The sequence below is a fragment of the Rhodococcus sp. W8901 genome (genome assembly GCF_013348805.1).
GTDB lineage: Bacteria > Actinomycetota > Actinomycetes > Mycobacteriales > Mycobacteriaceae > Prescottella.
This window is the reverse complement of record NZ_CP054690.1, coordinates 4,061,349-4,084,824: the sequence shown is the minus strand read 5'-3', so window position 1 is coordinate 4,084,824 and position 23,476 is coordinate 4,061,349. Positions and strand designations below refer to the sequence as shown.

Here is a 23,476-nt window from a genome sequence, read left to right as displayed (position 1 = left end):
CGTCCATCTTCGCCTATGGGTGGGCGGCGCGTGGCAACCGTGCCAGCATGGGGAGCGGACGGTCACACCCGACAGGGTCGACGGCGACGAGGAGTGCGGCAGACATGTGCGGCAGGTACGCGACGACGGCGAACCCGGCGACGCTCGCGGTGGAGCTCGACGCGATCAACGAGACCGGGGAGTCGGACGGCCCCGAGTCCGCCGACTACAATGTTGCGCCCACGACGCAGGTGCTCACCGTCGTCGCCCGACACGACCGCGAGGACCCCGACAGTCCGGCGACCCGGAGGATCCGGCGCATGCGCTGGGGTCTGGTCCCGTCGTACGCGACCGAGCCGGGTAAGGGCGCACCGTTGTTCAACGCCCGCTCCGAGACCGTCGCGACGAAGGCCGCGTTCAAGACGTCGCTGCGGTTCAAACGCTGCCTGGTCCCGATGGACGGCTGGTACGAGTGGCAGACCGAGCCCACGCCGGACGGGAAGGCCGTGAAGGTGCCGTACTACATGGCCCGCGGCGACGGGCAGCGGCTGTTCATGGCGGGGCTGTGGGCGGTGTGGCACGACCCGAAGGCCCCGAAGTCGCCGCCGCTGCTGAGCACCACGATCCTCACGACCGATTCCGTCGACCAGCTCGCGAACGTCCACGACCGGATGCCGCTGATCCTGCCGCCCGATCGCTGGGACGCCTGGCTCGATCCGGACAGCCTCGGTCACCCCGACCTGATCGCGCCCAGCCTCGAGTCCGTCGCGGCCGTCGAGATCCGTCGGGTCTCGACCAAGGTCAACAGCGTCCGCAACAACGGTCCGGACCTGCTCGACCCCGACACCGGCGACCGGGCGGGGGAGCAGATCAGCCTGCTGTGATGGGCTGCCGCGATGCGAGATCGGTGACGTCGGCGACCAGTTCCAGTGAGCGCATCCAGGCATCGCGCTCGCTGGCCGAGGAGACCACCATCAGCTCGTCCGCGCCGGTCTGTTCGGCGAACCGGCCCAGGTAGTCGTGCACGGTGGCCGGGGTGCCGACGGCGGAGTAACGCACCATCGCGAGCACCTGCTGACCGGCGGGCGACTCGAGGATCATGTCGGCCTCCTCCGGCGTGAACGTGCGGCCGCGGCCGACGAACAGCCCGACCCGCTTGCGCTTGGTCTCGAGGAACAGCCGCTGCGCCTCCTCGTCGGTGTCCGCGGCGATCACGTTGACGGCCGCGATCACGTGCGGCTGCGCGAGTTGCGCCGACGGCCTGAATTCGCGTCGGTAGATCGCGATCGCGTCCATCAGGGCGTTGGGCGCGAAGTGCGACGCGAACGCGTACGGCAGGCCCAGTGCGGCGGCCAGCCGGGCGCCGAACAGCGAGGATCCCAGGATGTAGAGCGGCACCTCCGTGCCCTTGCCGGGCGTCGCCTCGATGCCGGGCACCCGTGACGGCCCGGTCAGGTAGCCCTGCAGCTCGAGCACGTCCTGCGGGAACGACTCCGCCGAACCGGGGTCGCGGCGCAGCGCCCGCATGGTCTGCTGGTCGCTGCCCGGCGCGCGGCCCAGGCCCAGGTCGATGCGGCCGGGGTGCAGCTCGGCGAGCGTGCCGAACTGCTCGGCGATGGTCAGCGGCGCATGGTTGGGCAGCATGATGCCGCCCGCACCGAGCCTGATCCGCTCGGTGTGCGCAGCGACGTGCGCGATCAGCACGCTCGTCGCCGACGACGCGATCGACGGCATGTTGTGGTGCTCGGCGTACCAGATGCGGCTGTAGCCCCACCGCTCCGCGTTCCGCGCCATCTCGACGCTGGCCCGGAAGCTGTCTCCCGCAGTCTCGCCCGTGCCGATCTGGGCCAGGTCGAGGATCGAGAGGGGAATGGAGAGAGGGACCGTCACGGGGACACCGGCTTTCATTCGTGGAGACACGTCATAGGTGGAACAACGGTGCGAGGCCGTCTCATTCCGTCAGCCGGCCGTTATCTCCGCGACCACCGCACCCGACAACCGCACCAGATCCTGCGGCGCCACCTCGATCTCGAGGCCACGGCGGCCCGCACTGCACAGCACCCGATCCCACGTCAGCGCCGACGCGTCGATCACCGTCGGCAGCCGCTTGCGCTGGCCGAGCGGGGAGATGCCGCCGAGGACGTAGCCGGTGGAGCGTTCGGCGTCGGCCTGCGGCGCCATGACGGCCTTGCCCGCGCCCACCGCTGCCGCGGCCGCCTTCAACGACAGCTTCGACGGCACGGGCAGCACTGCGACCGCGAGTTTTCCGGACTCGGTCTTGACGACCAGCGTCTTGAAGATCTGCGCGGGCTCCACCCCGAGATGATCGGCGAGCGAATCGACGGCCTCGTCGCCGAACGACGCGGCGCGGGCGTCGTGGTCGTAGCTGTGGATCCGGTGCGCGACCTTCTCCTTGTCGAGCAGCTTGGTTGCGGGGGTCGAAGTTCCGGCCATGGCGACAACTCTAGGACTCCGCGTCTCGCGCTATCTCGCCGCGATCACGACTCGGGAACACACTGCGTCCCCGCGCTGTTGAAACCTGCCGAGAAGCTGCATCAGCGAAGGGAGTGGCCGGTGGCGGTGTTGTGCGCGGAGCGGGCTCGTTCGGAGACCGCGACGAAGTCGGCGCGTCCGGGAATCGCGGCAGGGTTGGCGGTAGCCTTGACCCCTACGGCAAGCGAAGGGATCAGCGTGCTCGACGATCACGACCCCGAGAACGAACCCGACACCCCGACCGACCCCGCGGGTGACGGTCCAGAGTCCGATGCCGCGCTGGTCGAGCGGTTCGAGCGTGACGCGCTCCCGCTCCTCGATCAGCTGTACGGCGCCGCGCTGCGGATGACGCGCAACCCGGCCGACGCGGAGGACCTGGTACAGGAGACCTACATCAAGGCCTACTCGGCGTTCCGTTCCTTCAAGGCCGGAACGAACCTCAAGGCCTGGCTGTACCGGATCCTCACCAACACCTACATCAACTCCTACCGCAAGAAGCAGCGTCAGCCGGCGCAGTACCCGACCGACGAGATCACCGACTGGCAGCTCGCCGCGACGGCCGAACACACGTCGACGGGTCTGCGGTCGGCGGAGGTCGAGGCACTCGACGCGCTGCCCGACGACGACATCAAGGCGGCACTGCAGGAGCTCCCCGAGGAGTTCCGCATGGCGGTGTACTACGCCGACGTCGAGGGATTCCCGTACAAGGAGATCGCGGAGATCATGGGCACGCCGATCGGCACCGTGATGTCGCGCCTGCACCGTGGGCGCAAGCAGTTGCGCGGCCTCCTCGCGGACGTCGCTCGCGAACGTGGATTCAACCGCGCCGAGCGCAGCGGAACAGCGGAGCAGGAGGTTACTCGGTGACCGGGGAGAACGAATTCGAGCAGTTGGATTGCTCGGCGGTGATCGCGGATGTGTGGTTGCTGCTCGACAGCGAGTGCGACGAGAACTCGCGCGAGAGGATCCAGCGGCATCTGGAGAACTGCGGTGCGTGTTTCGAGGCGTACGGCATCGAGGAGAAGGTCAAGAGCCTGATCGGCCGCAAGTGTGGGGGCGAGCACGCCCCGGACGGGCTGCGGGAGCGGCTCTCGTTCGAGATCCGGCGCACCGTGATCATCACCGGGACCGAACTCGTCGGCGACCGCGAGTCGGACGACTAGACGAACGACCCGGGCCGGTGCCCGGAACGGATCAGGGGCCGGCAAGCGGTGTGCTTGCCGGCCCCTGATTCGTCTGTCAACGCGTCTCAGGCGTTGGGACGCTTGCCGTGATTGGCGGCGTTGCCCTTGCGGCTGCGCTTCTTACGACCACGCTTACCCATGAGTAGCTCCTTCTGTGTTCGAACTCGAGTTCGTCCTAGTGTTTCACGTGTGATTGGCTGTGGTTCCATTGGCTGGTCCGCGACCGTCCACGAACAGTGAGGTGCCAGGTGGCAGAAGATGTGCGCGCCGAAATGGTTTCGACCGTCTACCAGGTCGTTGTCAGTGCAGGCGAAGAGGTGACCGAGGGCGACACCCTCGTGATTCTCGAGTCCATGAAGATGGAAATCCCCGTTCTGGCCGAGGTGGCCGGCAAGGTGACGTCCGTCGATGTGAAGGTCGGCGATGTCATCCAGCAGGGCGACCTGATCGCCACCATCAGCTGAACCCGAGAGACGATTCGGAGCCTGGCACATGTCGACACTGAGCGACCTGCTCGCCGAGCACACCGATCTTCCCGGCAGCGCGGTCGATCACCTGCAGCAGGTTGTGGGCGAATGGCAGCTACTCGCGGATCTGTCCTTCGCCGACGTCCTGCTGTGGGTGGCGACCGAGCGGCCCGACGACCAGACCAGCTCGGTGGGCGCCGATCCCGGCACCGTCGTGTGCGTCGCGCAGTGCCGCCCCACGACCGCGTCGACGGCCTTCCCGGACGATGCCGTCGGATCCGTGGTCTCCGAGTCCGAACATCCCCAGGTCCTCAAGGCGCTCGTCGACGGCGAGATCGTCACCGAGGTCGACCACTCGTGGCGCGGCGGCACCCCGTTGCGTCGGGAGGCGGTTCCGGTGCGCTGTGGCGGCGAGGTCATCGCGGTCCTGAGCCGGGACACCAATCTTGCGCAGCAGCGCGCCCAGAGTCCCCTCGAGATCGCGTACCTGGACTGCGCCGCAGACCTGTGCCAGATGATCAGTGAGGGGACGTTCCCCAATCCCGAGACGCGCTCGGACACCAACTCGAGCCCCCGCGCGGGAGACGGCTTCATTCGTCTCGACCCCGAGGGGCGGGTCGTGTACGCGAGCCCGAACGCGCTCTCCGCGTACCACCGCATGGGGTTGAACAGCGACCTGATGGGTCAGGACCTGGCGTCCACGACCCACTCGCTCATCACCGACCCCTTCGAGTCGCAGGAAGTGGCCGACTACATCAGCGGAACACTCGCCGGCCGCCTCGGACACCGGATGGAGATCGAGGCCCGCGGCGCGACCGTGTTGCTGCGGGCTCTGGTCCTCAAGCCGCACGGCAAGGTGGTGGGTGCCGCCGTCGTGATCCGCGACGTCACCGAGGTCAAGCGCCGCGATCGCGCCCTGCTCAGCAAGGACGCGACGATCCGCGAGATCCATCATCGCGTGAAGAACAATTTGCAGACCGTCGCCGCGCTGCTGCGCCTGCAGGCCCGCCGCACCGACAACGAGGAGGCGCGACAGGCGCTCAGCGAGTCGGTCCGGCGCGTGACGTCGATCGCGTTGGTCCACGAGACGCTGTCGATGTCGGTCGACGAGGAAGTCGACCTCGACGAGGTCGTCGATCGCCTCGTGCCGATCCTCGCCGACGTCGCGTCGGTCAACATGCCGATCAAGATCCAGCGCGAGGGCAGTCTCGGCGTATTCTCCGCAGAGCGCGCGACCCCGCTGGTGATGGTGTTGACCGAATTGGTGCAGAACGCGATCGAGCACGCCTTCGAGCCCGGCGAGTCCGGCACGGTGTACCTGCGTGCGGATCGTTCGGCCCGCTGGCTCGACGTCGTCATCCACGACGACGGTCGGGGCCTGCCCGACGGTTTCAGCCTGGAGAAGTCCGATCGGCTGGGACTGCAGATCGTGCGGACGCTGGTCGACGCCGAACTCGGTGGATCGCTGGGGCTGCATCCGTGCCCGGGCGGCGGCACCGACGCCGTGCTCCGGGTGCCACTGGGTCGGCGGGCGCACCGCCTCTGACGTTTCGCAGTCTCCGACTGTCTGTGTCTCCGACCGTCTGGTACTACGTTCGGACCACGAAAGACGAAGGCCCGGCACCTGGTAGGTGCCGGGCCTTCGTCTCGGTCGAGACTAGACTGCGGTGCGCGCGCGGGTGCGGGCGTTGCGGCGCTTGAGTGCGCGACGCTCGTCCTCGCTCATGCCGCCCCAGACGCCCGCGTCCTGGCCGGACTCGAGGGCCCAGGACAGGCACTCCGCGGTCACGGGGCACCGGTTGCACACCACCTTGGCATCAGCGATCTGCGCGAGAGCCGGGCCACTGTTTCCCACCGGGAAGAACAGTTCGGGATCCTCGTCGCGACAGATTGCGTTGTGGCGCCAGTCCATCCTTCTACTCCTTAACTGGGTGCGCCATGCACCGTAATGTATTTACAAGTTCATGGGTGCTTACTTGGTTGTTTCAGCACTGTTACTTGTGAATGCTTTCACGAACGCGGGGGAAGTCAATAGATATCGACTGCACCGTGGGGAAGCTCACTCGGTTAGGCTGCCCTGCCCGGCTCCGCATCCTTTGTACACCCACCTGGGGCTTTGTGCACCCCATCAGGACATTTCAGTCCCCGATCGTGACTGATCGAGCGTTGGATCAGGCTCAATTGGGCGTTCGAATCAGTGGGATCGGCGGGATCGGGCCCTCCGGGGGTATCGCCGGCGGGTGGCGGTGGAGTCAGTGCGCCTGCGGTGCGATGACGTCGAGCGCATCGGGGACCGCGACGAATGTCACGTCGCTTCGCATGCCGATATAGTCGCCGTCCATTTGGAGGCCGATCGGTGTAGTTGCGCGGATACGGATTTGCGCCACATCATCGAATCGAATCAATGAATGTGATTTCGGCGATAATCCGGCCGAAAGTAGTTGACGAACGACGCGAAGACTGGCAAAGACCCCCGTCGTCCGCATCGCGAAGAGCCCGAGACCCGCTTCGAAGCTCGTTCCCGGGTTCGTGTGCACCTCGCGCTTGTTCAGATAGGTCCACGGAGTCGAGTTCGACACGAACGCATAGTGCACGCCGTCGATCGGCTCCTGATCGGGAAGTTCGACCGTGAGCGTCGGCTCCTCACGCTTGGCGCGGAAGAACGCGCGGACGGCGTGCCGAACGTAGCGTCCCGGCGTCACGGCCTGTCCGTTCGTGCGGCCGTTGTCCACCGCTTCGCACACCTGGGCGTCGAGGCCCATTCCCGCGTTGAACGTGAACCAGCGGTTGTCGCAGTGCCCTAGACCGATCGTTCGCCGCGCGCGCAGAGCGAGCAGATCGATCAGTTGGTTCGTCGCATCCACGGGGTCCGGCGCGATTCCGAGCGACCGGGCGAACACATTGGCCGAGCCGCCCGGGACGACGGCGATCAGCGGAATGGGACCGATGGGAACGGACCGCATCGTCCGGGGATGGGGCGCGCCGAGTAGGCCGTTGACGACCTCGTTCACGGTGCCGTCGCCGCCGTGCACGATGATCAGCGCGATGCCGTCGGTGCGGGCCTGCGCCGCCAGTTCCGCGGCATGACCGCGGTGCGTGGTGTGGGCGACGGTCAGCCGCACCCGGCTCGACAGCGCGTGCGCGAGGAGGTCGCGCCCCGCGGGCGTGGTCGAGGTGGCGTTGGGATTGACGATCAGCAGCGCACGCACGGGGCATCAGCCTAGCCGGGTTCTGCCCGTGTTCTAGGCTGGCTGCGTGTCGAACCAGCCTGCTCCCGCTCCGACTCCCACCACGGTCCGTGGGGCCGGCGCCCTGGTGACCCTCGAGGGCGGTGCCGCAGTCGGTGTCGCGATCGTCCTGGTCGTCCGTGGCCTGTTGGGCGCCGACCAGAGCATGACCAGTGGATACGGCACGGCCGCGTGGTTCGCGATTCTCGGTGGGGCCGTCCTGGCGGCGGGTATCGGGCTGCTCGGCGGTCACCGCTGGGGACGCACGATCGGTGTCATGGCGCAGCTGCTGTTGCTGCCCGTCACGTGGTACGTGTTCACCTCGCACCGGGTGGTCTGGGGAATCCTGTTGGGTGCGGTGGTGCTCGCCGCTCTGGTGCTGCTGTTCTGGAACAGCACGTCGCGGTGGGTGGCCGAGGGATACGGCGCGCCCGACGAGTACTAGGCCCGGCCGCTACGGCGCCTGAGTCGCCAGCGCGGCCAGCGCCTCGCCGCTGAGCCGGTACGTGGTCCACTCGTCCTGCGCCACCGCACCCAGCGCCTCGTAGAACCCGATCGACGGTGTGTTCCAGTTCAGCACCGACCAGGCCAGCCGCGTATAGCCCTTGGCCACGCATTCGTCGGCGAGCGTCGCCAGCAGCGCCTTTCCGTACCCCGCGCCACGGTGTTCGGGGGTGACGTACAGGTCCTCCAGATAGATCCCGTGCACGCCGTCCCAGGTCGAGAAGTTGCGGAACCACAGCGCCGTCCCGACGATCGTGGGGGCCTGCGCATCGTCGCCCGGAACCTCGACGACGTGCGAGAAGACCGCGGGCTCGGGTCCGAAGAGGGCCGTCTCGATCTGCTCCGGAATCACCGTGCACTCGTGCCGGGCCTTCTCGTACTCGGCGAGTTCGTAGATCAGCCCGGTGATCGCCGCGACGTCGTCGGGGGTGGCCCGACGGATCACGGCCAGTCCGACGTTCGTTCGTGCGTTCACTGCATGCCTTCTCTCGGGGTGACGTTGTGGGTGAGGATCGTTCGGAAGCCGTGTTCGTAGCCGAGCACGGTGCGCGCCGCGGGGGAGAGGGTGAACCGTCGTCCCTCGGCGACCGGCTGTTCGACCCACCGGGCGATCAGCGCGCGGAAGAAGTGGCCGTGCCCCACCAGCAGCACGTCGCGGTCCGCGAGCGCGGCCTCGCACGTGCTCACCACCATGTCGGCGCGGGACATGACCATTTCGTGGGTTTCGCCGCCCGGGCACGGGTGGGTCCACACCGTCCAGTGCGGGATTCGTTCGCGGATCTCGGGCGTGGTGAGGCCCTCGAGTTCGCCGTAGTCCCATTCGGTGAGGGCGTCCCACCGGCGGTCCTCGGTGAGCCCCGCCAGGGCCGCCGTGACGTGCGCCCGTCGGCGCGGGCTCGTGATAACCAGGGGGTCGCGCAGTTGCAGGGCGGCGAGTTGCGGTCCGGCCTCGCGGGCCTGCTCCGCGCCGCGTTCGGTCAGCGGAACCTCGGTCGTGCTCGTGTGCCGGCCGAGGCGGGCCCACTCCGTCTCACCGTGTCGCAACAGGACGAGCCGGCGGTCGGGTGAGGTCATGGGTCCAATCATGCCGGGTGCGGCCGAACCCTCGCGTTCGGGCCTCGAGTAGGCAAGGATCTAGGCCGTGACGACGGTACTGGCTGTAGCGAATCAAAAGGGTGGGGTAGCCAAGACCACGACGGTTGCTTCACTGGGGGCGGCGCTCGTGGACCTCGGTCAGCGGGTGCTGGTCGTGGACCTCGATCCGCAGGGGTGTCTGACATTCTCGTTGGGGCACAACCCCGATCGGCTCGAGACCTCGGTGCACGACGTGCTCACGGGGGACGCGTCGGTGCGCGATGTGCTGCTCGAGACGGACGACGGCGTGATGCTGCTGCCCGCGACGATCGACCTCGCGGGTGCGGAGGCGCTGCTGTTGATGCGGCCGGGGCGCGAATTCGCGCTCAAACGGGCCCTCGCGCCGATCCTCGACGACTTCGACGTGGTCATCATCGACTGCCCGCCGTCGCTGGGCGTACTCACCCTCAACGGGCTCACGGCCGCCCGGTCGGTGCTCGTGCCGCTGCAGTGCGAGACGCTCGCGCACCGCGGTGTCGGACAGTTGCTGCGCACGGTCTCCGAGGTCCAGCAGATCACCAACCCCGACCTCGTACTGCTGGGCGCGCTGCCGACGCTGTACGACGCCCGCACCACGCACAGTCGGGACGTGCTCTCCGACGTCTCGGACCGCTACGACCTTCCGGTGCTCGCGCCGCCCATCCCGCGGACAGTCCGATTCGCGGAGGCATCGGCGTCGGGCTCGACGGTGCTCGCGGGCCGAAAGAACAAGGGTGCGGAGGCGTATCGCGAACTGGCGCATCATCTTTCGGCGCACTGGTCCGGGGGCGCCGAGTTGGTGACGTTCTCGCCGTACGAGGGGACTGCCTGACCCGCTGCCGGGTCAGTCCAGCCAGTCCCGGGCGGCAGTCACGAGGGCCGAGACGCCCATCGTGATCGTCGGTTCGATCACCGGTGCGTAGTACGGCGAGTGGTTGGGCGGCAGGACAGGGGTGGTGCCCGCCGCGGCGGCCTTCGCGAAGATCGCGGGGTCCGCGCCGCCGAGAATCCAGTAACAGATCGGGGCGCCCGACGCGGTCGCGAAGACGCCGACGTCCTCGCTCGCCGCCCCCGCGCCGGGATCGGTCACCTTGTCGTCGCCGAACCGGCGGCGGAAGGCGGCCGTCGTTCGGGCGACGGCGTCGCCATCGTTGACCAGGACGGGAAACGAATCGATCGGGGAGATCTCGGGCTTCTTCGGCGCGTTCGACGCCGCCGCCTCCGCCTCGACGATCCGGGTGATCGAGTCGAGGACCCGGGTGCGTACGTCCGGGTCGTATGTGCGGATGTTGAGTTTCAGTTCGGCGTCGTCGGGAATCACGTTCGCCTTGGTGCCGGCCTGGAGCGAACCGACCGTGACCACGACCGTGTCGGTCGGCGCCACCGTGCGCGAGACCACGGTCTGCAGGCGCAGGACCGTTGCGGCCGCCATGACAACCGGGTCGACGGACTCTTGGGGCATCGACCCGTGTGAGCCGGTGCCGTGTAGCAGGACCCGCAGCGAGTCCGCGCCGGCGAACGCGGGGCCCGGGTGGGCCGCGAGCATCCCGGCGGGCAGGGGTGCGATGTGCTGGCCGAGCACGACGTCAGGGGTGCCGAACCGCTCGAACAGGCTGTCGTCGACCATCGCCTGCGACCCGGAGCCGAGTTCCTCGGCGGGCTGGAACACCGCCATTACCGTGCCGGACCACGAATCCTGTTCGTTCACCAGCACTTCCAGTGCCCCGAGCAGGCAGGTCACGTGCATGTCGTGTCCGCACGCGTGCGCGACGGGGACCTCCCGGCCGTCGGGGTCGGTCGCGCGGACCGTGCTGGCGTAGGGCAGTCCGGTCTTCTCCTCGACCGGCAGCGCATCCATGTCGGCCCGCAGCAAGGCGGTGGGGCCGTCGCCGTTGCGGATCATGCCCACGACCCCGGTCCCGCCGACCCCGGTCGTGGTGTCGATGCCCAATTCGCCGAGCTTCGTCGCGATCCGGTCCGCGGTCCGGGTCTCCGCAAACGACAGTTCCGGGTGCCGGTGCAGGTCGCGGTAGAAGTCTGCCAGCCACGGCGCGGTGTGGGAGGTGTCGGGTCCGGTCATCACGCAACCTCGCTCGGTCGGGGACGGTGCCGACCACCAGCGTAGGTCAGCGCGCGAAGTGGCGGGTCAGATCCTCGGGTGTCGGCTCCCAGACCGCCGGCCAATCGGCCTGCCGCAGTAGCGCGTCCGTGCCGCCGTCGGCGAACAGGACGCTGCCGCACAGCAGGGACGCGGTGTCGCCCACCAGGAATGAGATCAGGGCGGCGATCTCCTCGGGGCGCCCGCGACGTCCGATCGGGACCGGATAGAAGTCCAGGGCCTTCGCCAGTTCCGGGTCGAGGTCGGGACCGGACGTCATCGGGGTGTCGATCATGCCCGGAGCGACGGCGTTGAGACGGATGCCCGAGCCGATCCACTCCGGCGTCACCGCCTGGCGCCGCACCCACCGTGCCAACGCGAGCTTCGATGCCGGGTAGGCGGGGATGGCGCCCACCTCGTCGCCGAGCGCGACGGCCTCGTCCTCGGCCCCGGCCAGGCAGGACGCCACGATGTGCTCGGGGATGCCGGGTTGCGTGCTGGTGCTGCTCGACGAGATCGCGACGGCGTACGACCGCTCGGCGCGCGCGAGGACCGGACGCAGCTCGTTCAGGAAGTCGACGACACCGAAGTAGTTGACCGCCACCAACTCTCCGCCGGTGTAGGACGACAGCGGGCCGCGGCCCGCGCAGCACACCGCGGCGTCGAGGACCCCGCCGGTGGCCTCGACGACAGCTGCCGCGGCCTGCGTCCGCCCGTCGCGGGTGGACAGGTCCGCGGTGATCTCGGTGCCCGCCAGATCCACCCCGACGACGTCGTGTCCGGAGGTGCGCAGGAGGTTGACCGTGGCGGCGCCGATGCCCGAGGCCGCGCCGGTGACGACGATGTTCGACATCCCGGAATTAGAACATGTTGCACCCGAGGGGGTGCGGGAATCGGTGGGGGTCAGCGGAGCGCGACGACCTCGCCGCCGCGTTGTTCCAGGACGACGTCGCCGACGACAGCGGTCGCGATGGGGACGGCGTCGCTGTCGCGGGTCACCGGAATCCGCCGCTGCTCCACACCGGTGGCCGGATCGAGCACCGCGATCCCCCCGGGCACGGGGACCAGGAGCGAACCCGCCATGATCGCGCCGGGACCCAGCGCCCCGGGAAACGTCCAGCGGGGCGCGAGTTCGCTGGTGGACAGGGCGATCAGTTCCGAGCCCGTCCACCACGTGAACACCGAACCGTTGCGCGCGGCCGTGGCATGTGGGCTCACCTCACCGGTGACAGGGTAGGACGCGACTTCGTTTCCGGTGCCGTCGTGAACGGCGTAGCGGGGGCCGCTGACCGGGCCGGCAGGCAGATACACCGCGGTGTGATCGCCCGACGCCGCGATGAGGCGGGCGCCCGGCGAGTCGGAGCCGGGCCCGGTGAGCAGGATCGTCCCGAACTCCTGGGGCTCCTGATTGTCCTTGGGGGCTGCGTCGAGGACGCTGAGCCGGTCGGCGGCCTCGCCCGGGCAGTCCATCAGCACCGAGACCCGGGTACCGCCGGCCGCGGCGGAGCGCAGTTCGCAGCCGGGGTGCGGCTGCTTGCCGGGATTGATGGGCGCGTCGACCCGTCCGAACTCGAGGGTGCGCACCAGGTCCGAGCGCCACAGTTCCATCCGCTCGGAGCCTCGGGAGACGACGTAGGTGCCGTCGTAGGACAGCGTCACCTCGTCGTCGGCATCGCTCGAGCGCTGTGCCTTCCGTTCGCCGGTCGCCCCGTCGAGCTGGGTGACCTGGCTGCAGCCACGCTGATCGCGATAGACCGCGACCACGGTGTTCCATGCGCCGATCGCACCGCACAGTGGCATGTCCCGCTGGTACCGCCACAGCTCGGCGCCGGTCAGCCGGTCGCGGCCGGTGACGGTCCCGCCGTCCGCGGTCGCGACGACTCCGGCCGAGACGAGGGGAGCGGTGGTCTCGGGGCTGTCCGCTCGCCAGATCTCGTCGAGCGACTCCGGCGGCGACAGGGCCGTATCGACCTCTGCCGCAGGGGTATCCGAGGTGATGGAGGTGGTACCCCGAGCGTCGCTCCGGATCCAGATCACCGCCGCGGCGATCGCGACGACGATCGCGATGATCGCGGCGACGGCGACGTCCAGACGAGTACGACGCTCGGGTGCCAGCACAGGTGGCAGACTACCTCGGGCCTACTCGGCTGCTGCCGAGACGCTCACCGGCTCCGCGCCGGTCTGGCCGTCGGTTCCTGCGGACGTGCGGCGACGACGACGGCGACGACGGGGTGCGGCGGCGTCGTCGGACGCCGGTCCCGCGGTGGGCGCACTCGTCGACGCGGTCTCGTTGCCCTCGGTCGACTTCTCGGCGGCCGCTGCGGAACCGTCGGTGGCCTTGCCGGCGCGCGTACGGCGACGGCTGCGGGTGCGCTTGGGGGCATCCGACTTCTCGGACTTCTCACCGTCGGCGGCCGCACGCGCGGGCTTCTCGGCCGACTCGGCGCGCTCGGCCCGCGGCTTGCGGATCGTGCCCTTGGCGTCAGTCGGGATCCCCAGCTCCTCGTACAGGTGCGGGGAGCTCGAGTAGGTCTCGACGGGCTCGGCGACACCGAGATCGAGTGCCTTGTCGATCAGCTGCCAGCGGGGGATGTCGTCCCAGTCCACCAGCGTGATCGCGGTACCGGTGCGGCCCGCGCGCCCGGTGCGGCCGATGCGGTGCACGTAGGTCTTCTCGTCCTCGGGGCACTGGTAGTTGATGACGTGGGTGACGTCGTCGATGTCGATACCGCGGGCCGCGACATCGGTCGCGACGAGCACGTCCACCTTGCCGCTGCGGAAGGCCTTGAGGGCCTTCTCGCGGGCGATCTGGCCGAGGTCGCCGTGGACGGCGCCGACGTTGAAGCCGCGCTCGTTCAGGTCGTCCGCGACCTTCTGCGCGGTGCGCTTGGTGCGAGTGAAGATCATCGTCGCGCCGCGGCCCTCGGCCTGCAGCACGCGGGCGACCATCTCGGCCTTGTCCAGCGCGTGGGCGCGGTAGATGTGCTGACTGGTGCGCTCGTGCACCGCGGACGACTCCGGCTCCTCGGCGCGGATGTGCGTGGGCTGGGTGAGGAACGTGCGGGCGAGCGTGATGATCGGACCCGGCATGGTGGCCGAGAACAGCATGGTCTGACGCTTGTCCGGGACCATACCGAGGATGCGCTCGATGTCGGGGAGGAAGCCCAGGTCGAGCATCTCGTCGGCCTCGTCGAGGACCAGGACGCCGACCTTGCCGAGAATCAGGTGGCCCTGGTTGGCGAGGTCCAGCAGACGGCCCGGGGTGCCGACGATGACGTCGACGCCCTTGCGGAGCGCGTCGATCTGCTGCTCATAGGGGCGACCGCCGTAGATCGAGAGGACCTGGAGCGGCTTCTTGCCGGCCTTGAGGTACTTGGCCGCGTTCTCGAGGTCCTGGGTGACCTGGATGCACAGCTCGCGCGTCGGCACGATCACGAGCGCGCGGGGGGTGCCGTCGAGGGGGGTGGTGCCGGAATCGGTGGTGGCCACCCGGTGCAGCAGCGGGACGCCGAAGCCGAAGGTCTTACCCATACCGGTGCGGGCCTGACCGATGAGGTCGTCGCCGGCGAGGGCGAGGGGGAGCGTGAGCTCCTGGATGGCGAAGGTGCGCTCGATGCCGATCTCGGCGAGCGCCTTGACGATCTCGTCCCGGACGCCGAGCTCGCCGAAGGTCGGCGGGGTGTGCGTCTCGTCCAGCTGCGCGGACAGGGTGGTCTCGGTTGCGTCGTCTTCGTGGTCGATCGTGATCTTGCTCAGGGAACTGGCCTTCCTCGTATCGGCACGCACGCACGAGGTAAGGGGCCAGGCCGTAAGTCGGCCGATGTCGGTGCCCTCTTGTATCGGTGCCCCGGCCGTGTTGCAGGCCCTCGTCTCAGCGCGGAGATCGGTGTCGATCTCGGCGAGACGCGGCGGGCGCCGTCGATCAGGTGCGCGCACATTATCTACAGGAGTCCGTGTCCGAGCCGCGTGCGAATCAGTCCGGATCGCGTACGAAATCGAGTTCGGATCGTCGGCCCCGAAACGCGGAACTGCGGCGGAAATAACGGTCTCCCGTGGCAATTGTAGCGGCCGGGGCGAAGGAACCCCGCACATGCATGGCGCAGATCACGATTCTCGGCGTGTCCCGTCAGGGAAGCTGAGCCGGACGCACGGATTAGGCTGTGGCGTCATGGGAGCCGATTCGTCCACGTCGTCCGTGCCGACCATTGCCGCCGATCACCCCGGTGTGGGCGAACTGTTCGCGGTTCTCGCCTACGGTGAGATCTCCGCGTTCTACCGACTTGCGGAGGACGCCCAGATGGCGCCCACGCTGCAGGGGCGGGTGGCCTTCGCGAGCATGGCCGCGGCCGAGATGGCACACTTCGAGACCCTCCAGGCGGCGCTGACCGATCGCGGCCTCGAGATCTACGCGGCGATGGATCCGTTCGTGCGCGCCCTCGACGCATACCACGCGTCGACCGACCCGTCGACGTGGCTGGAGTCGCTGGTCAAGGCATATGTCGGTGACGGTATCGCCGCCGACTTCTACCGTGAGATCGCGCACTCCCTCGACCCCGCGGTCGGCGGCATCGTCCGCGAGGTCCTCGCCGAGGTGGGGCACTCCGAGTTCGTCGTGCAGGAAGTGCGGGCGGCGGTCACGGCGAGCAAGACCGAGAAGGATCGCCTGATGCTGTGGGGTCGGCGGTTGCTCGGCGAGGCGATCACGCAGGCACAGTTCGTGCTGGCCCAGCGCGAGGAACTGACCGACCTGGTGATGAACGCGACCGGCAGCCTCAACGGTGTGGCCGCGCTGTTCGACAACATGCAGGCCAAGCATTCCGAGCGCATGGCGGTGCTGGGCCTGCACTGAGGCGACTGTTCGCTGACAGCACAGCGCCGCAGCGGGCTGGACCGGTCGGTGCTGCACTAATCTGGCCGAGACAGCTGAAAGCGCTCGGAGAGTTCGGAGGTTGACCGTGGAGGTCAAGATCGGTGTAACTGACAGCCCGCGTGAGCTCGTCGTCAACAGCGCCCAGTCGCCCGACGAGGTGGAGGCGCTCGTGAAGGACGCGGTCGCCGGCAAGGCTGACGGTGTTCTCGCGCTCGTCGACGACAAGGGACGCAAGTTCCTGGTGCAGGCGGGACGGATCACCTACGTGGAGATCGGCCCGTCGGACAGTCGCAAGGTCGGCTTCGCGGCTACGAGCTAGAACCGAGACACACACGAAGGGCGCGCAGTCATCTCGACTGCGCGCCCTTCGTGTGTGATCGGAAGTGCCGGTCCCGGTTACTTGGACTCGGCGTGCAGCGGCACGTGCGACAGACCGCCCCACGCGAGCGCGACCGTCGTGTCGACGGCCTCCTCCTTCGGAATGGGGCGCGCGGCCTCGAGCCAGTACCGGGCCGTGAACTGGCTGGTCCCGACCAGGCCGACCGCCAGGATGCGGGCCCGGTAGGGGTCGAGCCCGGAGTCGTGCGCCACCAGGTCGAACACCGCATCGACACATGCCTCGGTGGCCTGCTCGACGCGGCGTGCCACCTGCGGCTCGCCCATCAGGTCGGACTCGAAGACCAGGCGGAAGCCCTGGGAGTCGTTGTCGACGAAATCGAAGAACGCCTGGACCGCCGCGCGCACTCGCTGCTTGTTGTCCGTCGTGGACCGCAGCGCCTGGCGCACACCCGAGATGAGACTGTCGACGTAGCTTTGCAGCACCGCGACGTACAGCTCGAGCTTGCCCGGGAAGTGCTGGTACAGCACCGGCTTGCTCACTCCGGCACACTCGGCGATCTCGTCCATCCCGGCGGCGTGATAGCCACGGCTGACGAAGACCTCGCTGGCGGCCGCGAGCAACTGAAGGCGCCGCGCATCCCGGGGTAGGCGGGTGCTGCGGCGGGTGCCCTGACCGTTTGCGGTCGTGGCGGCGCGATCGGAGTGTGTCCGATCCGCGAGTTCAGTCATGTCGCTCCCAATCTGCACAAAGAGCCCAGTTCGTTCGGTGTCCGACTTCACGAACGCCTCGGGGCAAGATAAATCATTTGAACGATACCCGGACGGTTCTCGGCCGCATTCGCTGTACTGAGTTGTCGTACCGAGTCGTCGTCCACGGTGACTGACGGTCACTCGGCGGTGCGTCGATGGACCCTGATCGGCCGGCGACAGGCCATCGGCGGCGCTCCTGGTGATGAGTATTCCAGGATCCCACGCCGAGCACCGCGGCGCGAGGGGAGCCCGCGGATTCAGGCGCACCGGGTGAACCGCTCGGCGGACTGTGAGATTCTGGCTGGGTGACTGACCGAGGAGGACCGCGCCTGGGGGGCACAGTTCCCGAGGTGTCCGACGACCCGACGTCCGGCGACATCAGGAACGGCGACAGCAGGAACAACGGATTCGATCCCGGTCGGGTGCCCGATCCGCACGAGCCGCTTCGGGCTCTGTGGGATCCGACACGCCGGAACATCGGGCGCCCCCGCGTGCCACGCCCGGATCGTGCAGCGAGGAAGCAGAGCCGACTCGGCAAGTTCGTGTCGATGTACGGGTGGCGGGCATACGCAATCCCGGTGTTGCTGATCGTGACCGTGCTGGTCGTCGTGGACGCGGTCCGCGGCTTCGGAGACTCGGGTTCGAGCGCGTCGACCGACCCCGGATTCGGTGAGCTCAGCCACGAGGACGGCACGGACATCATCGGTGTCCCGCCGCTCGCCGACGGCAACTTCGCCGACACCGTGCCCGCCGGTGCGCTGCCCGACGGTGGTCCGTTCACCGCAACGGCCGCCGGCACGTGGCACGTGGTGCCCGGGACCACCGGACAGGTCGGTCAGGGCGCCGAGCGGGTCTTCACGTACACCGTGGAGGTGGAGGACGGGATCGACACCGCCGGATTCGGCGGCGACGAGTCGTTCGGCCGGATGGTGGACCAGACCCTCGGTAACCCCAAGAGCTGGACCAAGGACCCCCGTTTCGCGTTCCGCAGGGTCGATCAGGGAGACGTCGACTTCCGCATCTCGCTGACATCGCAGATGTCGATCCGTGAGGCGTGCGGATACGACATCCAACTCGAGGTGTCCTGCTACAACCCGGGCATCGAACGGGTCGTTCTCAACGAGCCGCGCTGGGTGCGCGGCGCGATCGGATTCCAGGGCGACATCGGCTCGTACCGGCAATACCAGATCAACCACGAGGTGGGGCACGCGATCGGGTACCGGGAGCATCAGCCGTGCGAGACCGACGGCGGATTGGCGCCGGTGATGATGCAGCAGACGTTCGGCACCGCGAACAACGACATCGCCGCGCTCGATCCCGAGGGCGTCGTCCCGATGGACGGCAAGGTGTGCCGGTTCAATCCCTGGCCGTACCCGCGAGTCTGAGCAAGGATCCGAGAAGGAGGGGCCGGCTGTGTCTGTCGCATCGTCCTCGAGCCCGCCCGTCGTCCACATCGGTGACACCGCCTGCGCCGGGTTCCTGTTCGACATGGACGGCGTCGTCACCGACACCGCGCGGGTCCACGCCCGGGCCTGGAGCCGGCTGTTCGACGAGTTCCTCGACGAACGCGGCAAGGGCGAGGCGCACTTCACCGCGGACGACTACGTCAACTACGTCGACGGCCGGCCGCGGGTCGACGGGGTCGCGTCGTTCCTCGCGTCGCGGTCGATCGACATCCCGCACGGTGACCCGTCGGATCCGCCGGAGGCACACACCGTGTGCGGGCTCGCGGCCCGCAAGGATGCGCTGTTCCTGCACGAACTCGACGAGAACGGCGTGGATGCCTTCCCGGGGACCGTGACACTGATCGAACGGTTGCGCGCCGCGCACGTCCCCGTTGCGCTGGTGACGGCGAGCCGCAACGCGAATCGGGTGCTGACGGCGGCGGGACTGGCCGACAGCTTCGACGCCCGCGTCGACGGCATCGACGTCGACCGGCTGTCCCTGGCCGGCAAGCCCGACCCCGCGACGTATCTCGAGGGCGCGAGGCGGCTGGGTCTGGCGCCGTCGCAGTGCGTCGTGCTCGAGGATGCTCTCTCAGGCGTCGAGGCGGGCCGCCGCGGGTCGTTCGGGGTGGTCGTCGGCGTCGACCGGACGCATCACGCCGCCGCGCTGCGCGAGGCGGGAGCCGACGTCGTGGTCGCGGATCCGATCGACCTCGAGGTGCGGTTCCCGACGGCCTAGGCTGGATGCGAGCGTTGAACGGTCGATGTCAGGAGTGTGCGGTGCCCGCGAGTAGTCAGCTTCCCCCACTGGTCGAACCCGCAGGGGAGTTGAGCCGCGACGAGGTCGCGCGGTACAGCCGACACCTGATCATCCCGAACGTGGGGACTAGCGGGCAGAAGCGGCTCAAGAACGCCCGCGTACTCGTGATCGGCGCCGGCGGGTTGGGCTCGCCCACACTGATGTACCTCGCCGCGGCCGGTGTCGGCACGATCGGCATCGTCGACTTCGACGTCGTCGACGAGTCCAATCTGCAGCGCCAGGTCATCCACGGCACCGCCGACATCGGACGGTCCAAGGCGCAGAGCGCGCGGGAGAAGATCCGGGAGATCAATCCGCACGTCGACGTGCGCCTGCACGAGTTCCGGCTCGAGGCGTCCAACGCGGTCGAGTTGTTCGGCGAGTACGACCTGATCCTCGACGGCGCCGACAACTTCGCCACCCGCTACCTCGTCAACGATGCTGCCGTCCTGGCCGGCCGACCGTACGTGTGGGGCTCGATCTACCGCTTCGAGGGGCAGGTGTCGCTGTTCTGGGACGCCGCGCCCGACGGCTACGGCGTCACCGGCATCACGCTGCGCGACCTCTACCCGGAGGCGCCGCCGCCGGGGACGGTGCCGTCGTGCGCGGAGGGCGGCGTGCTCGGTGTGCTGTGCGCGTCGATCGGATCGATCATGGCGACCGAGGCGATCAAGCTGATCACCGGCATCGGCGATTCGCTGCTGGGTCGGTTGATGATCTACGACGCGCTGGCGATGAATTACCGCACCGTGAAGCTGAGCCGCGACCCCGACCGGGTGCCGGTCACCGAACTGATCGACTACGACGCGTTCTGCGGTGTGGAGGCCGTCACCGACGCCGATCGGGAGTCCACGATCACGCCGATCGAACTGCGGGAGCTGATCGACTCGGGTGCCGACATCGCGATCGTCGACGTGCGGGAACCGGTGGAGTGGGACATCGTGCACCTGCCCGGTGCGACGCTGATCCCCAAGGGGCGCATCTTGTCCGGCGAGGCCCTCGCGGATCTGCCGCAGGACAAGCGCATCGTGCTGCACTGCAAGACCGGTATCCGATCGGCCGAGGCCCTCGCCGCGATCCGCAAGGCGGGTTTCGCCGACGCGGTGCATCTGCAGGGCGGCGTCATCGCGTGGGCGCAGCAGGTCGATCCGTCGCTTCCCGTCTACTGAGTCGGGTTGTCGAGTCCGTCCCGGAGCGCCTCACCGATCCGACCGGTATCCGGCGGTAGCCTCAGGGCCGTGAGCTCTGCGCAACCTCCCCAGCACGTCTGTTCGACCTTCGGTCTCCGCGAGGTCGAACCGATGGCCCTGGGCGCGGATTGGGAGGGCGGCTGGCGGTTGGGCGACGTCGTGCTCACCCCGGTCGCCGATCACGCCCGCGCGGCATGGTCCGCGAAGGTACGCGAAACCCTGGCCGTGGACGCGGTCCGGCTCGCCCGGCCGGTGCGCGCCACGGACGGCCGTTACGTCGTATCCGGTTGGCGGGCGGACACCTTCATCGTCGGGACCCCCGAGCCGCGCCACGACGAGGTGGTCTCGCTGTCGCTGCGCCTGCACGCGGCGACGGCGCAGTTGGAGCGCCCCCGATTCCTCGCGCAGCCGCCCGTCGCGCCGTGGGCCGATGTCGACGTCTTCGTCGCCGCCGACCGGGCCGCGTGGGAGACGGTGCCGCTGCGGTCGGCCAGGGCGGCGGGTGCGCTCGAGGACCTGTCGCCCGACGGTCAGCGCAGCGTGGAGTTGATCGGGCAGCTCGCTTCGCTGCGCAAGCCGGTGCGGTCCCCGGATCAGCTGGTGCACGGAGACCTGTTCGGCACCGTCCTGTTCGCGGGCAGCGCCGCGCCGGGCGTCACCGACATCACGCCGTACTGGCGTCCCGCGCCGTGGGCGGCCGGGGTGGCCGTCGTCGACGCGCTGTCGTGGGGCGGCGCCGACGAGGGCCTGATCGGACGCTGGGAAGACCTGCCGGAGTGGCCGCAGATGCTGCTGCGGGCGTTGCTGTTCCGGCTGTCGGTGCACACGTTGCACCCGCGGTCCACGCCCGATGCGCTGCCCGGCCTGATGCGTACCGCCGAACTGGTGCGCCTGATCCTCTAGCGTTCGTTCGCGTACCCGGCGAGCAGTTCGTCGAAGAAGCAGCGGGCGGCCCCGACGGCGCGGTCGGCGTCGCCGGCGATCACGGCCTCGACCAGCGAACTGTGCTCGTCGTGGAAGGCGGCCCCGGTGGCGGACACATGCTTGAGGACCGTCGCCTCGATCGCGGGCAACAGTGAGTCGTAGAACTCGAGGTAGACGCGGTTGTGGCTGGCCGCGACGATGCCCCGGTGCAGCGCGATGTCGGCGGCGATCGCGGTGTGCAGGTCGGCCGACTCCCACGCCGTGATCCGATCGTCGAGCAGGCCGCGCAGGGTCTCGATGTCGGAGTTGTCGCGGCGTTGCGCGGCCAGGCCGGCCGCGGTCACGTCGAGCGACTGGCGGAGCTCGAGCACGTCGCGTTCGTGGGCTCCGGCGAAGTACTTGCCGAGGGTGCCGCTGACCTCGGAGTCGGCGAGCACGAAGGTCCCCGAACCCTGGCGCCGTTCGAGCAGTCCTGAATGGACGAGGGCCTGAACGGCCTCGCGCACCGTGTTGCGACCGGTCCCGGTCAGCTCGGACAGCTCGGGCTCGGTGGGGATGCGCGTCCCGACCGGCCAGTTACCGGACCGGATCTCGTCACGGAGCTGTTCGGTCACCTGGGCGATCAGGGTGCTGCGGCGGACGGGTTGCACGGCGCTCCTGCGGGGTAGGCGGTCGTCTCACGAATTATGCTTTGCACACTTTCGTCCGGTCATCCTATGATTTCTCGGGTCGAGTGCAAAGGCCGTTCGGGCCGGGCACTCCCCATTCACCATCTCCCACGGGAACGAGGCAGTAGATGACCGCGTCCGCGACGTCCACACCCATACGAGGACCGCAGCCCCTGCTCGCGGGCCGGGTACTGGTTTTCGCGGCCATCGCCATGTCGGCGCTGACGCTGCGTCTGGCGGTCACGTCGTTCACGCCGCTCGCGTCGCAGATCAGTGACGACCTCGGTTTCTCGTCCACCGTCGTCGGCGTATTCGGCATGGTGCCCACGGCGATGTTCGCCGTGTTCGGTCTGCTCACCCCGGCAATCGCGCGCCGACTCGGGCTCGAATGGACAGCGCTGCTGGCGATGATGATGGCCGGCGTCGGCATGCTCACCCGCGCGATGGTCGGCGACACGTGGTCGCTGCTCGCGCTGTCGGCGCTCGCGCTCGGCGGCATGGGCATCGGCAACGTCGTGATCCCGCCGCTGGTCAAGCGGTACTTCAGCGATCGTCTGGCGCTCATGAGCTCGATCTACATCACGGGCGTGCAGATCGGCACGATCCTGCCGGCGACGGTCGCGGTGCCGCTCGCGGACGCGTTCGACTGGCGCATCTCGCTCGGTGTGTGGTCGCTGCTCGGGTTCGCGGCCGCCGCGCCGTGGCTGATGATCCTCGCCCGCGGCCGCAAGAAGACCTCTGCAGACACAGCCGCCGCGACCACCGCCGCGACGCTGCCGGCGGAGCATGCGCCCGGCCGACCGTGGCGCTCGCCGGTGGGCTGGGGCATGGCCGGCATGTTCGGCATGACCTCGCTCATCACGTACTCGATGTTCACGTGGATCCCCGAGATCCTCACCGAGGCGGGAGCGAGCGAGTCGTTCGGCGGCAGCATGGTCGCACTGTTCTCGCTGATGGGTCTGATCGCGGCGTTCGGCGCGCCCACCGTGTGCGCGCGGATGCGGAACCCGTTCCCGATCGTCGTGGGCTGCGCGGTCTGCTACGCGATCGGCTTCACCGGGCTGTTCCTGGCGCCGATGTCGGTGCCGATCCTGTGGGTGATCATCATCGGGCTCGGGCCCAGCACGTTCCCGATGTCGCTGACGCTGATCAACCTGCGCACCCGCACCCACACCGGGTCGGCCGCGCTGTCCGGCTTCACGCAGGGCATCGGCTACACCGTCGCGTGCATCGGGCCGCTGCTGTTCGGCGTGCTGCACGAGTCCACCGGCGGGTGGGGTGCACCGTTCGCGCTGCTCGGCGTCGCCGTCGTCGTCGTCCTGATCTCCGCGTGGGCGGCGTGCAAGCCGCGCATGCTCGAGGACAGCTGGGGCGGCAAGACCGCCTGACCTGCAGGTCCGTAGACCTCACTGCCCGGATCTGCGCG

At 68.8% G+C, this 23,476-nt stretch carries 27 protein-coding genes; 14 read left to right on the top strand and 13 right to left on the bottom strand.

Annotated elements, in window-relative coordinates; translation table 11 throughout:
- Window positions 1-104 precede the first annotated feature (104 nt).
- A complete protein-coding gene (locus HUN07_RS19110; protein WP_114721942.1) occupies window positions 105-863 on the top strand; it encodes an SOS response-associated peptidase in 759 nt (252 codons plus the stop codon).
- Here the strand turns inward: HUN07_RS19110 and HUN07_RS19105 are convergent.
- Entirely contained in the window at window positions 850-1,869 is a 1,020-nt protein-coding gene (locus HUN07_RS19105; RefSeq protein WP_441346779.1) for an LLM class flavin-dependent oxidoreductase, read from the bottom strand. The two genes, HUN07_RS19110 and HUN07_RS19105, sit on opposite strands and share 14 nt — an antisense overlap.
- A gap of 69 nt (window positions 1,870-1,938) precedes the next feature.
- Entirely contained in the window at window positions 1,939-2,433 is a 495-nt protein-coding gene (ybaK, locus tag HUN07_RS19100; protein WP_114721944.1) for a Cys-tRNA(Pro) deacylase, read from the bottom strand.
- 120 nt (window positions 2,434-2,553) lie between these two features.
- On the opposite strand from ybaK, the gene HUN07_RS19095 reads away from it, so the two are divergent.
- A complete protein-coding gene (locus HUN07_RS19095) occupies window positions 2,554-3,339 on the top strand; it encodes a sigma-70 family RNA polymerase sigma factor (RefSeq protein ID WP_397484709.1) in 786 nt (261 codons plus the stop codon).
- On the top strand, window positions 3,336-3,635 hold the full coding sequence (rsrA, locus tag HUN07_RS19090; RefSeq protein ID WP_114721945.1) for a mycothiol system anti-sigma-R factor: 300 nt from the start codon (window positions 3,336-3,338) through the stop codon (window positions 3,633-3,635). The genes HUN07_RS19095 and rsrA overlap by 4 nt, the downstream gene beginning before the upstream one ends.
- 86 nt (window positions 3,636-3,721) lie before the next feature.
- On the opposite strand, the gene HUN07_RS27660 is transcribed toward rsrA, so the two are convergent.
- Entirely contained in the window at window positions 3,722-3,796 is a 75-nt protein-coding gene (locus HUN07_RS27660) for a 50S ribosomal protein bL37 (protein WP_022597109.1), read from the bottom strand.
- A 72-nt stretch (window positions 3,797-3,868) separates the two neighbouring features.
- Between HUN07_RS27660 and HUN07_RS19085 the strand changes: the two genes are divergently transcribed.
- Window positions 3,869-4,120: a biotin/lipoyl-binding carrier protein gene (locus tag HUN07_RS19085; protein ID WP_174914874.1), complete on the top strand. Its 252-nt coding sequence runs from the start codon at window positions 3,869-3,871 to the stop codon at window positions 4,118-4,120.
- A gap of 28 nt (window positions 4,121-4,148) precedes the next feature.
- Entirely contained in the window at window positions 4,149-5,669 is a 1,521-nt protein-coding gene (locus tag HUN07_RS19080; protein WP_174911916.1) for a sensor histidine kinase, read from the top strand.
- 111 nt (window positions 5,670-5,780) lie between these two features.
- Here the strand turns inward: HUN07_RS19080 and HUN07_RS19075 are convergent, their stop codons facing one another.
- A complete protein-coding gene (locus HUN07_RS19075) occupies window positions 5,781-6,035 on the bottom strand; it encodes a WhiB family transcriptional regulator (protein ID WP_031937408.1) in 255 nt (84 codons plus the stop codon).
- A gap of 340 nt (window positions 6,036-6,375) precedes the next feature.
- Window positions 6,376-7,332, bottom strand: coding sequence for a diacylglycerol/lipid kinase family protein (locus HUN07_RS19070; RefSeq protein WP_174911913.1), 957 nt, complete (start codon window positions 7,330-7,332; stop codon window positions 6,376-6,378).
- A 46-nt stretch (window positions 7,333-7,378) separates the two neighbouring features.
- Here HUN07_RS19070 and HUN07_RS19065 point away from each other — a divergent pair, with 46 nt between their 5' ends.
- Window positions 7,379-7,795: a hypothetical protein gene (locus tag HUN07_RS19065; protein ID WP_114721949.1), complete on the top strand. Its 417-nt coding sequence runs from the start codon at window positions 7,379-7,381 to the stop codon at window positions 7,793-7,795.
- A 9-nt stretch (window positions 7,796-7,804) separates the two neighbouring features.
- On the opposite strand, the gene HUN07_RS19060 is transcribed toward HUN07_RS19065, so the two are convergent.
- Complete coding sequence (locus HUN07_RS19060; protein WP_174914873.1) at window positions 7,805-8,299, bottom strand: GNAT family N-acetyltransferase; 495 nt, start codon at window positions 8,297-8,299, stop codon at window positions 7,805-7,807.
- 26 nt (window positions 8,300-8,325) lie between these two features.
- On the bottom strand, window positions 8,326-8,940 hold the full coding sequence (locus HUN07_RS19055; protein WP_114721950.1) for an acid phosphatase: 615 nt from the start codon (window positions 8,938-8,940) through the stop codon (window positions 8,326-8,328).
- 55 nt (window positions 8,941-8,995) lie between these two features.
- Here HUN07_RS19055 and HUN07_RS19050 point away from each other — a divergent pair, with 55 nt between their 5' ends.
- Window positions 8,996-9,799: a ParA family protein gene (locus HUN07_RS19050; RefSeq protein ID WP_114721951.1), complete on the top strand. Its 804-nt coding sequence runs from the start codon at window positions 8,996-8,998 to the stop codon at window positions 9,797-9,799.
- A 12-nt stretch (window positions 9,800-9,811) separates the two neighbouring features.
- Here HUN07_RS19050 and HUN07_RS19045 read toward each other — a convergent pair whose 3' ends face one another.
- The 4 genes from HUN07_RS19045 to HUN07_RS19030 are packed head-to-tail and all read right to left on the bottom strand — an operon-like array spanning window position 9,812 to window position 14,851.
- Window positions 9,812-11,047, bottom strand: coding sequence for an amidohydrolase (locus HUN07_RS19045; protein ID WP_174911911.1), 1,236 nt, complete (start codon window positions 11,045-11,047; stop codon window positions 9,812-9,814).
- Between the two features lie 46 nt (window positions 11,048-11,093).
- Entirely contained in the window at window positions 11,094-11,918 is an 825-nt protein-coding gene (locus HUN07_RS19040; RefSeq protein ID WP_174911908.1) for an SDR family oxidoreductase, read from the bottom strand.
- Window positions 11,919-11,968: 50 nt separating this feature from the next.
- Window positions 11,969-13,183: an Rv3212 family protein gene (locus HUN07_RS19035; RefSeq protein ID WP_174911906.1), complete on the bottom strand. Its 1,215-nt coding sequence runs from the start codon at window positions 13,181-13,183 to the stop codon at window positions 11,969-11,971.
- Between the two features lie 21 nt (window positions 13,184-13,204).
- A complete protein-coding gene (locus HUN07_RS19030) occupies window positions 13,205-14,851 on the bottom strand; it encodes a DEAD/DEAH box helicase (protein ID WP_174911903.1) in 1,647 nt (548 codons plus the stop codon).
- 382 nt (window positions 14,852-15,233) lie between these two features.
- On the opposite strand from HUN07_RS19030, the gene HUN07_RS19025 reads away from it, so the two are divergent.
- Together HUN07_RS19025 and HUN07_RS19020 are read left to right on the top strand one after the other, a co-directional pair.
- Window positions 15,234-15,914, top strand: coding sequence for a ferritin-like fold-containing protein (locus HUN07_RS19025; RefSeq protein ID WP_114721956.1), 681 nt, complete (start codon window positions 15,234-15,236; stop codon window positions 15,912-15,914).
- A gap of 106 nt (window positions 15,915-16,020) precedes the next feature.
- Window positions 16,021-16,254, top strand: a complete 234-nt coding sequence (locus HUN07_RS19020) for a DUF3107 domain-containing protein (RefSeq protein WP_174911900.1) — start codon at window positions 16,021-16,023, stop codon at window positions 16,252-16,254.
- A 77-nt stretch (window positions 16,255-16,331) separates the two neighbouring features.
- Here HUN07_RS19020 and HUN07_RS19015 read toward each other — a convergent pair whose 3' ends face one another.
- A complete protein-coding gene (locus tag HUN07_RS19015) occupies window positions 16,332-17,003 on the bottom strand; it encodes a TetR/AcrR family transcriptional regulator (RefSeq protein WP_114721958.1) in 672 nt (223 codons plus the stop codon).
- 398 nt (window positions 17,004-17,401) lie between these two features.
- Here HUN07_RS19015 and HUN07_RS19010 point away from each other — a divergent pair, with 398 nt between their 5' ends.
- The 4 genes from HUN07_RS19010 to HUN07_RS18995 all read left to right on the top strand — a co-directional run bounded on the left by HUN07_RS19010 (window position 17,402) and on the right by HUN07_RS18995 (window position 21,361).
- On the top strand, window positions 17,402-18,409 hold the full coding sequence (locus HUN07_RS19010) for a DUF3152 domain-containing protein (protein ID WP_397484714.1): 1,008 nt from the start codon (window positions 17,402-17,404) through the stop codon (window positions 18,407-18,409).
- 28 nt (window positions 18,410-18,437) lie between these two features.
- Window positions 18,438-19,208 (top strand): HAD family hydrolase, encoded by a 771-nt coding sequence (locus HUN07_RS19005; protein ID WP_254622599.1) that lies wholly within the window; start codon window positions 18,438-18,440, stop codon window positions 19,206-19,208.
- Between the two features lie 41 nt (window positions 19,209-19,249).
- Window positions 19,250-20,437, top strand: coding sequence for an adenylyltransferase/sulfurtransferase MoeZ (gene moeZ, locus HUN07_RS19000; protein WP_114721960.1), 1,188 nt, complete (start codon window positions 19,250-19,252; stop codon window positions 20,435-20,437).
- Window positions 20,438-20,506: 69 nt separating this feature from the next.
- On the top strand, window positions 20,507-21,361 hold the full coding sequence (locus tag HUN07_RS18995) for a TIGR02569 family protein (protein WP_114721961.1): 855 nt from the start codon (window positions 20,507-20,509) through the stop codon (window positions 21,359-21,361).
- Here HUN07_RS18995 and HUN07_RS18990 read toward each other — a convergent pair.
- Window positions 21,358-22,032 (bottom strand): FadR/GntR family transcriptional regulator, encoded by a 675-nt coding sequence (locus HUN07_RS18990; protein ID WP_114721962.1) that lies wholly within the window; start codon window positions 22,030-22,032, stop codon window positions 21,358-21,360. The genes HUN07_RS18995 and HUN07_RS18990 overlap by 4 nt on opposite strands.
- Before the next feature lie 146 nt (window positions 22,033-22,178).
- On the opposite strand from HUN07_RS18990, the gene HUN07_RS18985 reads away from it, so the two are divergent.
- Window positions 22,179-23,438 (top strand): CynX/NimT family MFS transporter, encoded by a 1,260-nt coding sequence (locus HUN07_RS18985; RefSeq protein WP_174911894.1) that lies wholly within the window; start codon window positions 22,179-22,181, stop codon window positions 23,436-23,438.
- Window positions 23,439-23,476: the final 38 nt, after the last annotated feature.

Coding starts and splice junctions, on each gene's coding strand:
- HUN07_RS19110 (WP_114721942.1), top strand. CDS start 105: ATGTGCGGCAGGTACGCGACGACGGCGAACCCGGCGACGCTCGCGGTG.
- ybaK (WP_114721944.1), bottom strand. CDS start 2,433: ATGGCCGGAACTTCGACCCCCGCAACCAAGCTGCTCGACAAGGAGAAG.
- HUN07_RS19080 (WP_174911916.1), top strand. CDS start 4,149: ATGTCGACACTGAGCGACCTGCTCGCCGAGCACACCGATCTTCCCGGC.
- HUN07_RS19075 (WP_031937408.1), bottom strand. CDS start 6,035: ATGGACTGGCGCCACAACGCAATCTGTCGCGACGAGGATCCCGAACTG.
- HUN07_RS19055 (WP_114721950.1), bottom strand. CDS start 8,940: ATGATTGGACCCATGACCTCACCCGACCGCCGGCTCGTCCTGTTGCGA.
- HUN07_RS19045 (WP_174911911.1), bottom strand. CDS start 11,047: ATGACCGGACCCGACACCTCCCACACCGCGCCGTGGCTGGCAGACTTC.
- HUN07_RS19040 (WP_174911908.1), bottom strand. CDS start 11,918: ATGTCGAACATCGTCGTCACCGGCGCGGCCTCGGGCATCGGCGCCGCC.
- HUN07_RS19025 (WP_114721956.1), top strand. CDS start 15,234: ATGGGAGCCGATTCGTCCACGTCGTCCGTGCCGACCATTGCCGCCGAT.
- HUN07_RS19015 (WP_114721958.1), bottom strand. CDS start 17,003: ATGACTGAACTCGCGGATCGGACACACTCCGATCGCGCCGCCACGACC.
- HUN07_RS18985 (WP_174911894.1), top strand. CDS start 22,179: ATGACCGCGTCCGCGACGTCCACACCCATACGAGGACCGCAGCCCCTG.